Origin of the sequence: Wenyingzhuangia aestuarii, from assembly GCF_011927765.1 — a bacterium.
Taxonomy (GTDB): Bacteria; Bacteroidota; Bacteroidia; order Flavobacteriales; family Flavobacteriaceae; genus Wenyingzhuangia; species Wenyingzhuangia aestuarii.
Genome location: NZ_JAATJG010000014.1, coordinates 91577 through 108404, shown reverse-complemented (window position 1 = coordinate 108404; position 16828 = coordinate 91577). Strand labels below are relative to the sequence as shown.

Sequence of the window (16828 nt, the reverse complement as noted above, 5' to 3'; positions counted from 1 at the left end):
TACCTCAGAAAAATCTTATGAAAAAAATACTAATAATAGTCTTTTTTATAAATACTCTAGTCTATTCACAAACTCCAGGAGGAGTATCGGTAAGCAACATGTCAATATGGTTGAGCGGAGATGATAATGTAACAAACACAGGAGATTTAGAATGGGGAGATAAACTTGGTGCCGTAGGAGGTACTGGTTACAAAGCTTTTCAGCCTTCATCAGGAAATAAAGCTACACAATCTAACTTGTTCAATTTCCATAAAACATTCACTTTTGATGGTAGTAATGATTATTTCGCAATCGAGGGTGGATTAAATTATACTTCAGGAACAAGTTTAACAGATGTGGCCGCTTTTATCGTGTACAAAACAACGTTTTCAAGTTCCGAATATAATGATAACTGGGCTTTTATAGATTTTGATAGAAGTGAAGCCTATAACTTTTATGTACATGGTAATGGTAGATTAGCAATTTCTTATAGAGATGGAATTAATGATAATACTAGAGCTACAAATTATGTGTTAGACATAGAGGCAAATACTCCTTCTAACAATAATGTACCTCACATAGGAACTTTTATCATAGATAGATCTACAGACAATCTAGCCAAAATGAGATTAGATGGGTTTGAAGATAAAACACAAAATTTGTTAGGGGATATTGAAATTTCAAGCAATCGTTATGGGTTTATTGGAGATGGTTCTGAAGCAAATTCAGAAAATGGAACTAGAAACAATCTTTACTATGATGGAGACATTGCTGAAATTATTTTAATAGATAAAGGAAGTATTAACTATACGACAGAAGTATTGAGAATAGAGAGTTATTTAGCTATGAAGTATGGAATTACTCTTGACAACACTGGAGGTGGAACTGCGGGTGATTATTTATATTACAATGGAACCACTACTACAACTGTTTGGGATGCATCTGCCAATAGCACTTACCACCACAATGTGGCTGCACTTATAAAAGCTGATAATTATGATTTAGATCAAAAAATTGCAGCCTCAGTAGCTGGAGATTTAGTAGTGGCTAATGATGAGGACTTTACTTCTGAAAACAGTAATGTAAGCAGGACTTCTATTTCTACTTCAGATGGAGACTTTTTGTTTTTTGGAAATAATGATGAAAGTGGTTTTGAAGTTTTTGAGGTTACCGATGCTATTTTAAAAAAAATATGGCTTTTTAAAGAAAGTACAGATGACAATGATGATTATTATATTGCTATTCCCAAAAATATTTTTCCTCCAGGTGCTAGCAACGTAAGAATGATGATTAGTGCTGATGATACATTTACAACGGCTAGTGATGTTCTTGTAACTCAAGAGGGAACCACCACAGATTATTATTACTTTAAAGAAGACATAGACAACAATAACAGAGTTAGTTTTATTTTTGATGGTGTTTCTGGTCTTGATAAAAAATTAGCAGGTATTGATATTGATAGATTTGATATTGTATTAAGAGCTGATAAAGACTTAACAAATTCAGGATCTTCTTTAACATGGCAAGATGGAGGATTGTATGCTGTTAATGGATTTCAGAACTCTAGTAGTAGAATACCTAATACTACAAGTTTTATGAACTTTAATCCAACGCTTACCTTTGATGGAGCAAATGATTACATTGCTTTGCAAAACAAAAATTATGATGCAGGAGATCTAATTGAAGATATGCATGGGTTTGTGGTGTACAGTACCGATTTTAATGATCCTGCCGCTAATGACCTTACCGGAAACTGGTCGTTTATAGATTTTGATAGAAGTGAAGCCTATAACTTTTATATTGTACCTAGTGGAGAATTAGCCTTCTCTTATCAATCTCAAGGAACTAGAGATTTAGAAAGTGCATCTTTAGGAAATGATGGATTACCACATATTGCAGAATTTATTTTTGATGCAGACTTAACAAATGAAACTTTTATGAAATTTGATGGGAATGTTGAATTCAACTCAGATTTAACAACAAGTGGTATTTTGGTTGCTCAAGATAGATATGGATTTATTGGAGATGGTTCAGAAGCTAGTTCAGAAAACGGTAGTAGAAACAATTCTTATTACGATGGGCAAATATCAGAAGTTTTATTAGCTGATAGAGAAAGTTTTTCTGCTGCAGAAACTCTTCAAATAGAAAGTTATTTAGCTTTAAAATATGGAATTACATTAAATAGTGTTTTAGGCTCTTATAAAAATTCTCAAGGAACTGTATTGTGGGATAATACGGCTTATTGGAACGGAGTAGCTGGTATTGTTAAAGACAATACAGATAGTGAATTAGATCAACGAGTAGCGCAATCTACATCAGCACAAGACATTATTTTAGCTACAGATTTAGATTTTGTTTCAGGGAATAACAATCACACCAATAGACCTACTACCTTAACAGAAGGAAGCTCTTTATTGTTTGGAAACGAAGGATCTGGTACAGGGTATGCTAGTTTTACCGGAGGAGCTTCTACCGAATATATCACTGCAAGAAAATGGTTGTTTAAAGAAGTAGGAGCTAATACAGGGACTGTTTATATAGGTATTTTAAAATCCTATTTTCCAGAAGATGCTACATCAATAAACTATGTAATTAGTAGCAATGATACTTTTAGTTTATCGGAAGAAACTCCTATAGCTGTAACAAGTGGAACAGGTGATGAAGCTGATTACTACTATATCAATATTGATGTTTCTGATGGAGACAGATTGGCATTTACATTTACACTACCAAGTGTTCCTTCTCCTGGGGCAGTCAACTCAGGTTTAGCAATGTGGATCAAATCAGATAAAAATGTAGTAAGTTCAAATGGGATTATTACATCAATTTCAGATTCAGGAATTAATTCACATGACATATCTCAATCTACCAACTTAGATAAACCAAATATTGTTAATGATGGAACCTTTAACTATAATCCTTCTGTAGATTTTGATGGGACTAGACAACACTTTGCTGTAAATGATTTAAACTATACAACATCTGGAGAAATAAATAAACTGTATGCTTGGGTAGTGTACAAAACAGAAAGTACCAATTCAAATAATGGTTCTTTTTTAAGCTTTGATGAAAATGAATATTTTGACTTAGCGGTGAGTGCTGATAATTTAAGTTTTAAATACAAAACCTCAGGAGGAGCTTCTGTGACCAATACAGGAACCACAGATACAAATGATGGAAAAATAAAAATAGCAGGATTTATTCAAGATGAAACACTAAGCAATGCAACCGTTATAAGGCTAAATGGAGATGAAGAACTTGCTAATAACACCAACGACACTACTATAGGTAGTGGAAGCACAACAAGATATGGTTATGTAGGAGATGGATCAACAGCATCTAGCTTTGATGGTGGGAATACAGGAGATTACTATGAAGGAAATATAGCAGAAATTATTTACTATCAAGATCAAACAATTGCTCCAACAGATATTTCTAAAATAGAAACCTATTTAGCTATTAAATATGGTATTACTATTCCTGGTGATTATGTTAATAGTGCAGGAACTACAATTTGGAGCGCAACAACCAATGCAAGTTATCACAACAATGTTTTTGGATTAATTAAAGATGAAGACTCTGAGTTAGAACAAAAACAAAGTAAATCGGCAAATGACAATGGTATTTTGGCAATTTCAATTCATGGTTCAATAGCTACTAACAATAACGATATTACTGGAACTTTTTCGGATTTAGATTACTTAATTATTGGGAATGATGGTGCAGGAAGTGCCATTAGCTTAGTTGATGCAGGAGATGGAGTTGGAAACTGTTTAAAAAGTAACAAAACAATCAATAGAAATTGGAAGGTAAACGCATCAGGTTCTATGTCTGGGCTTACTTTATCTTTTGATTTATCAGCCTTACCTGATCCTGATAATTATGATTTAGTTATTGATGATGATGGAGTATATACTTCAGGAATTATTGCTACAGAAACGTCAGGAGTGGTAACGGGGAGTACCTTAACGTTTACAGGTGTTACTTTAGCTAATGGAAATGTTTTTACCCTAACAACTAAAGAAAGAACTGGAGAAATTATTTATGGTAGTGGAGTTTGGTTTGGAGGAAGTGGAACAGGTGGAGCTTTATCTACTAGTGATACAGGAAAAACAGTTCAAATATTAGAAGATGTTACCTTACCTACAAGTGCACTTTGTGATTGTATAAATATTGGTACAGGTACAGTAGTAACAGTTTCCGATGGAAATTATCTTCATTTAGAAGATGAAATAGAATTAGATGGAGATTTGTATTTAGAAGGTTCAGCAGAGTTAATTCAATCAAATGCTTCTGGAGATGTAAATACAGGATCAGGTAGTGTTTATAAAATTTTAAACGAAGCAACCAGTTCTATTTACAGATACAATTACTTTGCATCACCTGTACATACAGGAGGGGTATTTAGTATTGCTAACAATTTAAAAATAAACGAGGGACCTACTTTAGGAGATAATAGCAATCCAGGGTTTATCAATAATGATTTAGATGGTTTTGGAACTACTTTTAGTACCCGTTGGTTTCATACCCTAAATAATGATTTTGATTTTACAGAAATAGATCAAAACACTAGCATGGCACCTGGAATAGGATTTACCATGAAAGGAACAAGCACTGCCAATGCTTATAATTTAATAGGAACGCCAAACAACGGAGACATTGATGTGTCTATTTCAGCAGGAAAGTTCTTGTTAACAGGAAATCCATACCCATCAACTATTAGTGCCAATGCTTTTAATACAGTGAATAATACAGTTACTGATGGAACTATTTATTTATGGGATCAACCTGTAGATACCGGAGATCATTTTAATGCAGATACAGATAATAGTGGAGGCTATGCAACAATTACCAATGGAGTAACGGTAGCAGCAGCTACTTTAGAAGATGAGAGCACAGCTGTATCTGGGGCAACCACCCCTTCTTTATTCATAAAACCTGGGCAAGGGTTTATTGTGTATAGTACTAGTGGAGGAACTGTTTCTTTTAGCAATACCATGAGAGATGGAGTTCCTTATGATGGAAGCAGACATTTCTTTAAAACCGATAACACCAAAACATTAAACGATATCAAGCCATTGGTGCGTTTAGGGTTTGAATATCAAACAAATGATAACAAAACCTACCATAGACAATTGGTAACTAGCTTAGAAGGAAATACTTTAGAAAAAGAAATAGGGAAAGATGCATTTATGTTTGATTACTATAACAACGATGCTTATTGGATTGTAGAGAATGACATCGATAGATTTATTATTACAAGTGTACCTAATGTAAGTGAAACTTTAGAACTGCCTATTGGAGTGGTCGTTGATTCAGAAAAGGAAGTGACCTTTAATATAGACGATGTAGAAAACTTAGCAAATGACATCTATCTTTTAGATAAAGAATTAGGAAACGTTGCTAAAATTAGTGGAAACAATACCTACACTACTACAGTAGCTTCAGGAGATCATCAAGATAGATTTAGTTTGGTGTTTAAAGAGGCAGAAAACTTAGATACCGAATACATAGATACCAAATCAAAAACAGTGATTTACATTCAACATAAAATCATGAATGTCGTTTTAGAACAAGGTACCATCCAACAAGTAGAACTTTACAATCTGGCAGGACAAAAATTAATGATAAAAAATACGGGATTAAAAACAAATAAAGTAACAGCTAATTTACACAGATTTGCAGATCAAATCTACATAGTTAAAGTAGTTACAAACCATTCTACATTCACTCAAAAAATAACAATAGAGTAGTTTTAAAGGCTTTAATCTATTAAAATCCGTCTTTTATCTAATTATAACTATATCAATAGAAAACAAATAGTATTTTTGATGTAGGTTAATTTATATGTTTTAATACCCCAATATCAAACATGAAAACTATTTTTTTGAAAAGCAATGTAATCATTGCTTTATTACTATCCCTTACTATACAAGCTCAAGTTCCGACACCAGGAGGTGTTGAAGGAACAGTCTTGTGGTTAAAAGCAAATGCAGGAACCAATACAACTACAAATGGTGTTGGAATTACATCGTGGACAGATCAAAGTGGGAATGGATTCAATGCGACTGGAACAGGAGCTGCTGTATATTCAACTACAAATGCCATTAACGGAAATCCTGTAATTAGTTTTACAGACGATTCTCAACCAATAACAGGTACTACCATTACACGTGGTGTAGGGCCTAATAGCAGTACGGAAGAAAGTACTTCATTTATTGTGCAAAGAAAATCTGCTACAACAGATGATTGTTTTATAGAATTTTATGAAGGAAGCTCTAGACAATTCTATATTGATAGAAGATATGATGCCAACGAGCCATTTTTTACATTACCTACAGGAATTCAACAGATTATTTCTGTTTCCGATCCTGGTGGTTCAGGTTCTGGAGCCAATTCTACCATATATTTAAATTCTAAAAACTTTTTTACTTCAGAAAATTTGTTTTCTACTACTTGGGAGAATGGAGCTTATGTAATTGGAGATGATAGTACAAGCGGAAATGAATTAAATGGAGAAATTGCAGAAATTATCTATTTTGATTATGAACTTTCTATAGCAAATAGAAAAAAAATTGAAAGTTATTTAGCTATAAAATATGGTATTACTTTAGATAATACAGATGGAGGAACAGATGGAGATTATAGTATAAGTACAGGTGCTGTAATTTGGGATGCCTCAGAAAATATAGCTTATCACAACGAAGTAATAGGTATTGGTAGAGATGATAGTACAGCTTTAGACCAAAGAAAATCTACAGAATTTAATTCTGACCCAACTGTTTCTATTGAAAAAACGACTAGTTTTTCCACCGATTTAGATTATTTACTAATTGGAAACGATGCAGATCCCTTAGCATTTACCACTACAGGAGTGCCTGGATCTATTACCAACAAATCTGGAAGAACATGGAAAGTTGAAACCAATGGAACTCCAGGAACAATCTCTGTGAGTTTTACTTTAGGGACTAGTTTAACAAATTCTGGGAATCCATCAGAATATGCTTTGTTAATAGATACAAATACAGATTTTACAACAGGTGCAACTATACATACTACAGGAGCTAGTATTAGTGGGAATGTACTAACCTTTACCAATGTATCTCTTGCTGATGCTTCTTTTTTTACTTTAGCTTACACTCCTGTAAACGAATTTCCTGGGAATGTTTCTACAGGTTTAACGCATTGGTTTAAAGCAGATACAGGTATTACAACAGATGTAAATGGTATCACAGATTGGGGAAATCAAGCTACAACAGGTAGTAGTAATAACGCTGTAAGAAATGGTACTGTAAGTTCCGATTATCCTGCTGTAGAAACAGATAAGCATAATTATAATTCATCTGTTTATTTTTCAAATGGAGATAATGGCTACTTTGATTTGAACTTAGATGATATAAAAGATAATGATTATAGTGTTTTGGCAGTTGTAGAAAGAACAAATACAAATGATCATAATTATTTTCTAGGAACTACATCAACTGTTACTAATCAGAGCTTAAGACTTGGGTATAGAAATAACAATACGAATCCTAGAGGTTTATTTCATCACCAAGGTTCGGGGAATTCTGTTTCATCTTCTTTTGTTAGTTATAATGCATCTACAGAAGAAGCTACTTTATATAGAGCCGTTTTAGATATTGGAGTAGAAAGAAATATATCATTGTTAATGTCTGGAATTGAGTATGAAAATGATAATTCTAATTTTTCGGCTTTAACAGGTACCGCTGCTGGAGTATTAGGGAAAGGAAATAGTACTGTAAGAGGTTTTGAAGGATATATGTCTGAGCTAATTATTTATAATACTGCTATATCAGGAACCGATTTAAATAAAATAGAAAGTTATTTAGCTCTTAAATACGCATTGTCATTAGATAATTCTAGCGGTGGTACTGATGGAGACTATATAGATAGTAATGCAAACGTTATTTGGGATGCTTCAGAGAATAGTATTTATCATAATGAAATTATAGGAATTGGTAGAGATGATGCTTCTGCTTTAAATCAGCAAAAATCATCAGAGCCAATTTCATCAACAAATTTAACCCTTGACAAAGCAGGAAGCTTTAATAACAATTTGGATTTTCTAGTTGTAGGTAATGACAACGGTACTATAGGCGTTACTTCTTCAGGAACTAGCCCGGTGTATAGCGAGCGAATAGAAAGAACATGGAAAGCAGCTGTTTCTGGAACAGTTGGTGGAGTAACTATAAGCATTACCTTGCCAATAGCAAGCACTGGAAATACTAGTGATTATGCATTGTTGATAGATTCAGATACGGATTTTTCAGATAGTAACATTCACACTACAGGTGTTTCTTTAGATGGAAATACGGTAACTTTTACCAATGTAAACTTGTCTGATGGAGATGTATTTACACTAGGAATTGGTTTGTCTTTTGGACCAGCAAACGTAACTACAGGATTAACTCATTGGTTTAGAGCTGATGACGGAATACCTACACCAACAGAAGGAGTAGCCATAACGCAATGGGATAATTTAAAAGGAACCAATCATGCTATACAAGCGGGGACTACAAACTATCCAAGCTATGCAGAGAATTTACACAACTACAATCCGTCTGTTTATTTTACTAACGGAAATGAAGGTTACTTTAATGTAAATTTAGATGATTTAAGAGCAAATGATTATAACATCATTACCGTGATAGAGAGAGATGATGTTAAAAATGTAAATTACTTTTTAGGAACTACTTCTTCTGGTACCGGAAATCAAAGATTGCATGTTGGGTATAGAACCAATACAAGTCTTACGCTTGCTCAATATGGAAATGATGTAGATGTGACAGTTGGAGGTTATAATCCTACAACATCTTCATCGTCTTTAATAACAGCAAGTTTAGATCAATCCTCTGGAAAAACCATAGCAGCATTAAAAGATGGTATAGAAGTTTCTAATAACGATGGGAACACTACTGCTTTAGGAGGAGATGGTGGACTTTCAAATGGATTTTTAGGAAATGCATATGATACTGCTACGCAAGGTTTTGAAGGAGCTATTTCAGAAATGATTATATACAATTCAACACTAACAAATACCGAATTAAAGAAAATACACTCTTACTTAGCCATTAAATACGGAATCACCTTAGACAACTCAGGAGGGGGAACAAATGGAGATTATTTAGATAGTGCAGGAAATACCATTTGGGATGCTTCAGAAAACAGTGCATATCATAACGATGTTGCAGGTATTGGATACGATGTAGCTTCTAACTTAATTCAAAAACAATCTAAGTCAGAAAGTTCAGATGATATTTTAGCTATATCCATCTACAGTTCAGTAACAGCAACCAATAAATTAAACTTTGGTGCTTTTGATGATAACTTAGATTATTTAGTATGGGGAAATAACGGAAGTACTTCAAGCATTAGTTTAGTAGATCATATAAGTTCTGAAAATGCTTGTTTAAAACAATTTGATAGAGATTGGAAAATTAGCAATTCAGGAAACGTACAAAATGTTACACTTCAGTTTGATTTATCAGCTTTTAGTTCTAGAGATTTTAATTTAATTATTGATCTAGATGGTGATGGAGATTATACTACAGGAACAATTCAAACAATTTCTACAGGAACCATCACAGGAAATAATATTATTTTTACAGATGTAACTCTACCTAATGATTGTGTATTTACTTTAGTAGATAATAGTTCCGATATAGTGTACAAAGTTGGTGCTTGGGTAGGGGGAGCAGGTACCGATCAAGAATTTAATGATTCTGCTACAGATTTGGTAAAATCTGTAAAAATATCAGAAGATGTAACCTTAACAGGATCTCACAATTGTAAATGTTTAAACATTGCCAATGGAGCTGTAGTTACAGTTGCTACGGATGAGTATTTAAAAGTAACCAATACTTTAATATCTAACGGTTCTATTTATTTAGAAGGATCTGCAGAATTAATACAAACGGATACAGATACCAATACAGGAACAGGAAAAGTTTATAAGATTTTAAACGAAGCAACCAGTTCTATTTACAGATACAATTACTTTGCATCACCTGTACACAATTCAGGAGTGTTTAGCATTGGGAATGATTTAAAAATTAATGAGGGACCTACTTTGGGAGACAATAGTAATCCAGGGTTTATCAATAATGATTTAGATGGTTTTGGAACTACTTTTAGTACTCGTTGGTTTCATACCTTAAATAATGATTTTGATTTTATAGAAATAGATCAAAACACTACCATGGCACCTGGAATAGGGTTTACCATGAAAGGAACAAGCACCGCCAATGCTTATAACTTTATAGGAACCCCAAACAATGGAGACATTGATGTAGCCATTTCTACAGGAAAGTTCTTATTAACAGGAAATCCATATCCATCAACCATAGATATAGATGCTTTTAACACAACTAACGGACCAAGTGGATCAGGAGTTACAGAAGGAGCAGTGTATATATGGGATCAACCGGGAGATACTGGAGATCATTTTAATGCAGATACAGATGATAGTGGAGGGTACGCAACCATTATCAATGGTGTAAAAACAGCCGCTAAATCTGAAACGGACACTCCTGTTGCAGGAGCAACATTGCCAACAGCTTATATAAAACCAGGACAAGGGTTTATAGTGTATGGTACAGATGATGGATCTGTAAGTTTTACCAATAGTTTAAGAGATGGAATTACCTATGATGGAGGTCGTAAATTCTTTAAAACTCAACAAACCAAAACACTGGAATCGTTAACAGAAAGACCTATCATTCGTTTAGGGTTTGAATATCAAAAAGAGAATGGAAAATATGCACATAGACAGTTAGCTACAGTTTTAGAAAGTGGAAGTACTTTAGAAAAAGAGATTGGAAAAGATGCATTTATGTTTGATTATCACAGCAATGATGCCTATTGGATGGTAGAAAATGACATCGATAGATTCATCATAACAAGTGTTCCAACATTAAGTGAAACCTTAGAGTTACCAATTGGAGTAGTGGTAGATTCAGAAAAAGAAGTGACCTTTAACATAGATGATGTAGAAAATTTAGCAAATGACATTTATCTTTTAGACAAAGAACAAGGAAACGTTGCTAAAATTAGTGGAAACAATACCTACACCACTACAGTAGCTTCAGGAGAGCATCAAGATAGATTCAGTTTGGTGTTTAAAGAAGCAGAAAACTTAGATACAGAGTACATTGATAACAAATCTAAAACTGTGATTTACATTCAGAATAAAACCATGAATGTCGTCTTAGAACAAGGTACCATCCAACAAGTAGAAATCTACAATTTAGGAGGACAAAAGGTAGTGGCAAAAAAGAATAATACAGAGTCTACTAAAATGACTATTAATTTAGAAAAGTTACTACAACAGCTTTATTTAGTTAAAATAACAACAAACAAGGGTAGTTTTACCGAAAAAATAGCCATAGAATAAGCATATCATTTATCTTCGCATGATATATCACAGATGTGTAGAAAATGAAAACAACAAAAATATTAACAATACTATTGTTTGTATGCTTATTTAAGACATACTCACAATCTCCTGGAAATGTAGCTACAAACTTAACACTTTGGTTAAATGCCGAAATGGGAGTTGCTACTTCAGGAACAAATGTTACGAGTTGGACAGACCAATCTAGCAATGCTTATGTATTTAATACAGCAAGTGGAACACCCCAACTAAATACAAATGCAATTAATAATTACAGTGCAATTGAGTTTTCGGGAGACTCTTATTTAAGTAGAGCCACTACAAACCCAAATATTCGTTCTTTTTTTATTGTATACAATCATACATCTTCTAGACAATGGGAAGCACCCTTTACCAATAGTAATGGGGGCTTATTTCATGGACATTCAGATGCTACTCAAGTTTATAATAACACATGGACATCTACAAGTTCAAAAAGTGGAGCATCTTATGTTAATGGTTTGTCTACAGATTTGTTAACACACCCAAGACCTAGCAGTACCGAAATTCATACTAGAATTTTAACGGCCAATGAAAATGCAAGTTTAACCTATTATATTGGTCAAGATAGAACCTTTACAGGGGCTAGAGGAATCACAGGACAAATAGCAGAAATTATAGCTTATAGTTCTGTTTTATCGGACACAGATAGGCTTAAAGTCCAAACTTATTTAGCAATTAAGTATGGAATCTTTCAAGACAATACCGATGGAGGAACCACAGGAGATTATATTATTAGTGATGGAACTAGAGTGTGGGATGCTTCTGTAAATAGCACTTTTCATAATGAGATTTTTGTTTTAGGTAGAGATGACGATAATAGATTTGATATCCAATCTGCTTCAGAGTCATTATCCTCATCTAATTTAACCATTAACAAAGGAGCTAGTTTTACAAGCGATTTAGATTTTATGATTTTTGGACATGATGGAGCTTCTTTAGAATTTTCATCAAGTAATGTGCCTATTGGAGTTTTAAACAAATCACAAAGAACATGGAAAGTAGAAACTAATGGCTCACCCGGATTGGTGTCTGTTAGTTTTACTTTGGGAGGAGATATACCCAATACAGGAAATGCATCGGATTATGTAATCCTAAAAGACAATGATACCAATTTTACAGATGCAACTACTCATTCTACAGGTGCGGTTATTGTTGGTAATGTATTAACCTTTACCAATGTGAATTTTTCTGATGGTGACTATTTTTCTTTAGGAATCAATTCTATTTTATTTGCACCGGGGAATGTTAATGATGGAATTGTAAGTTGGTTTAAGGCAAACTCTGGTACTTCTACCACTACAGATGGAGTAGCAATTACACAATGGAATAATACTGTAGGGGCTACACATGCAACCCAAGCAGGAACCACAAATTTTCCAACTTATAAAGAAAACATACATAACTTTAATCCGGCTGTTTATTTTTTAGATGGTGATGATGGATATTTTGATTTAGATTTAGATGCCATAAACAATACAGATTACAACATAATTGCCATTGTAGAAAGAGACAATACAGAAACTCAAAATTACTTTTTAGGAACTACCCAATCTTCTAGCAATCAAGGATTGCATTTCGGTTATAGAAATAACAATGCACTAACCCTTGCACAGTATAGCAATGACATTGATGTTGTTGTAAATAATTATGATACTCCTGCAGTCTCAAAAGCATTGGTAAGGGGTCAATTGGATGGAAGTACCGGAAAAGTAATTCAAGAATTAAGAGATGGTGTTTTCTCTGCAAACTCGCATACAAACAAAACAGAATTAACAGGGAATAATCCTGGTGTTTTGGGTAGAGGATTTAATGCAAATGGATTTAGAGGATATGTTTCAGAAGTTATTCTTTACAACAAAGCACTCTCAAATGCAGATTTAGCAAAAATATATTCCTATTTAGCAATTAAATACGGAATGACCTTAGATTCAACTGATGGAATTACCAATGGAGATTATACTGATAGTTCTTCAAATATACTATGGGATGCATCTGCAAATGCAACTTATCATAATGAGGTAATAGGGATTGGTAAAGATGAAGATTCAGCATTAAACCAACAAAAATCTATAGAACCTAGATCTTCTACACAACTTATCATAGACAAAGGAACGAGCTTTGACAACAATCAAGATTTTATTTTAATAGGTAACAATTCAGGAACTATAGGTTTAACATCTACAGGTAAAAGTCCTTTTTACACCAATAGAGTAGAAAGAATATGGAAAGCTCAAGTAACAGGTACCCCAGGAACTATAGATATTAGTTTTACCATAGGATCTGGAATTACCAATACCACCAATGTAGATGATTACGCTCTGTTAATTGATACAGATACTAATTTTTCAAATGCTGTTGTTCATACAACAGGAGCAACCTTAGTTGGAAATCAGTTAACATTTACCAATGTTAGTTTAGCAGATGGGGCAACGTTTACCCTAGGGGTAGGATTAACGCTGTCAGGACCTGGAGGAATTGGGGCTGGACTTAATTTTTGGTTAAAGTCAGATGCGAACCTAACAACATCTGGAACTAGTATTACAGCTTGGGGAGATAGTGAAAACTCTTTTGATTTCACAACCAATTCAGGAAGTCCTCAATTAAGTAGCAATGGATTAAACTACAATCCTGTTGTTGATTTTGATGGAGATGACAATTTAAAAATGACTGGAAATTTAGATATCCGTTCCTTTTTTATTGTATACAATCACACCTCTACTAGAGAGTGGGAAACTCCTTTTACCAATAACAATTCAGATGGTCTATTTCATGGACATTCAGATGGTACTCAAGTATACAATGCTACCTATACTGCAGCAAAAGCTCAAGGAGGTACTTCTTATGTAAATGGATTGTCTACAGATTTATTAACCCATGCAAGACCTACTACAACAGAAATTCATTCTAGAATTCTTACAACTAACGAAACAGCCAATACAGAATATACTTTAGGAAGTGATCGAAGTGGAGGTGTAAGATCTATTACAGGACAAATAGCAGAAATTATATCGTATAACACAGCGCTTAGTAATACGGACAGAATTAAAATTCAAACTTATTTAGCCATTAAATATGGAATTACTTTAGATGCCAGTGGTGGCGGAACATCTGGAGATTATGTAAATAGTGTAGGAACTACTATTTGGGATGCTTCTGACAATACTGCTTATAATTATGGAGTAGCAGCCATTGGTTTAGATGAAGAATCTGGTCTGTTTCAAAAACAATCCAAATCAGAGTCTACAAACGCTATTTTAACCATGTCTATTGACACAAGTGTAGCGAGTAGCAATCAATTAAATGGAGGTGGTTTTGATGATAATATGGACTTTTTGTTTTGGTCTAACAATTCAGCAGGAACAGCTGTTACTATAGAAGATGCAGACACTCCTTCAGGAACTTGTTTACGTAGTTCTAAAAAAATAAATAGAGATTGGAAAGTTCGTAATGTGGGGTCTGTAGGAGCAGTTACTTTATCTTTTGATTTGTCTAATGTACCAGATCCTGATAATTATGATTTACTAATTGATCAAGACGGTGATGGAAATTTTGATACAGGTACTGTAGAAAATATTACTACAGGAGTTGTAACAGGAAGCACTTTAACGTTTACAGGCGTTACTTTGTTAGATGGAGAAGTCTTTACTTTACAAAGTAAAACAAGAACAGGATTGGTTATTTATGGAAATGGAGTGTGGTACGGAGGTACAGGAACAGCAAATGCCATTTCTACATCAGACAGTAGCAAGTCTGTTCAAATATTAGAAAATGTAACCCTAGCTGAAAATGCAGTTTGTGATTGTATGAATATTGCTACCGGAAGCATACTAACAGTGCCTACGGCTAGTTATGTAAAAGTAATTAATAGTTTAGAATTAGATGGAAATTTGTATTTAGAAGGTTCGGCAGAGTTAATTCAATCAAATGCTTCTGGAGATGTAAATACAGGATCAGGTAGTGTTTATAAAATTTTAAACGAAGCAACCAGTTCTATTTACAGATACAATTACTTTGCATCACCTGTACATACAGGAGGGGTATTTAGTATTGCTAACAATTTAAAAATAAACGAGGGACCTACTTTAGGAGATAATAGCAATCCAGGGTTTATTAATAATGATTTAGATGGTTTTGGAACTACTTTCAGCACCCGTTGGTTTCATACCCTAAATAATGATGATTATTTTACAGAAATTGATCAAAACACTAGCATGGCACCTGGAATAGGATTTACCATGAAAGGAACAAGCACTGCCAATGCTTATAATTTAATAGGAACGCCAAACAATGGAGACATTGATGTGTCTATTTCAGCAGGAAAGTTCTTGTTAACAGGAAATCCATACCCATCAACTATTAGTGCCAATGCTTTTAATACAGTGAATAATACAGTTACTGATGGAACCATTTATTTATGGGATCAACCCGTAGATACTGGAGATCATTTTAATGCAGATACAGATAATAGTGGAGGCTATGCAACAATTACCAATGGAGTAACGGTAGCAGCAGCTACTTTAGAAGATGAGAGCACAGCTGTATCTGGGGCAACCACACCTTCTTTATTCATAAAACCTGGGCAAGGATTTATTGTGTATAGTACTAGTGGAGGAACTGTTTCTTTTAGCAATACCATGAGAGATGGAGTTCCTTATGATGGAAGCAGACATTTCTTTAAAACCAACAATACCAAAACATTAAACGACATCAAGCCATTGGTGCGTTTAGGGTTTGAATATCAAACAAATGATAACAAAACCTACCATAGACAATTGGTAACTAGCTTAGAAGGAAATACTTTAGAAAAAGAAATAGGGAAAGATGCATTTATGTTTGATTACTATAACAACGATGCTTATTGGATTGTAGAGAATGACATCGATAGATTTATTATTACAAGTGTACCTAATGTAAGTGAAACTTTAGAACTACCTATTGGAGTGGTCGTTGATTCAGAAAAGGAAGTAACCTTTAATATAGACGATGTAGAAAATTTAGCAAATGACATCTATCTTTTAGATAAAGAATTAGGAAACGTTGCTAAAATTAGTGGAAACAATACCTACACTACTACAGTAGCTTCAGGAGATCATCAAGATAGATTTAGTTTGGTGTTTAAAGAAGCAGAAAACTTAGATACCGAATACATAGATACCAAATCAAAAACAGTGATTTACATTCAAAATAAAATCATGAATGTCGTTTTAGAACAAGGTACCATCCAACAAGTAGAACTTTACAATCTGGCAGGACAAAAATTAATTGCCCAAACCAGTAACCTAAACACAAGTCATACGACTATCAACTTAGAAAATTTGGCAACACATTTGTATGTGGTAAAGTTAACCACTAATAATGGTAGTTTTACTCAAAAAATAGCCTTAGAATAAAAAC

Annotated in this window: 3 protein-coding genes; all 3 read left to right on the top strand. The window is 33.8% G+C overall.

The window, feature by feature from the left end; genetic code table 11:
- Positions 1-17: 17 nt before the first annotated feature.
- On the top strand, positions 18-5732 hold the full coding sequence (locus GGR97_RS12815) for a T9SS type A sorting domain-containing protein (protein ID WP_167898922.1): 5715 nt from the start codon (positions 18-20) through the stop codon (positions 5730-5732).
- Between the two features lie 119 nt (positions 5733-5851).
- Positions 5852-11392 (top strand): T9SS type A sorting domain-containing protein, encoded by a 5541-nt coding sequence (locus GGR97_RS12810; RefSeq protein ID WP_167898921.1) that lies wholly within the window; start codon positions 5852-5854, stop codon positions 11390-11392.
- A gap of 44 nt (positions 11393-11436) precedes the next feature.
- Complete coding sequence (locus tag GGR97_RS12805; RefSeq protein ID WP_167898920.1) at positions 11437-16824, top strand: T9SS type A sorting domain-containing protein; 5388 nt, start codon at positions 11437-11439, stop codon at positions 16822-16824.
- Positions 16825-16828: the final 4 nt, after the last annotated feature.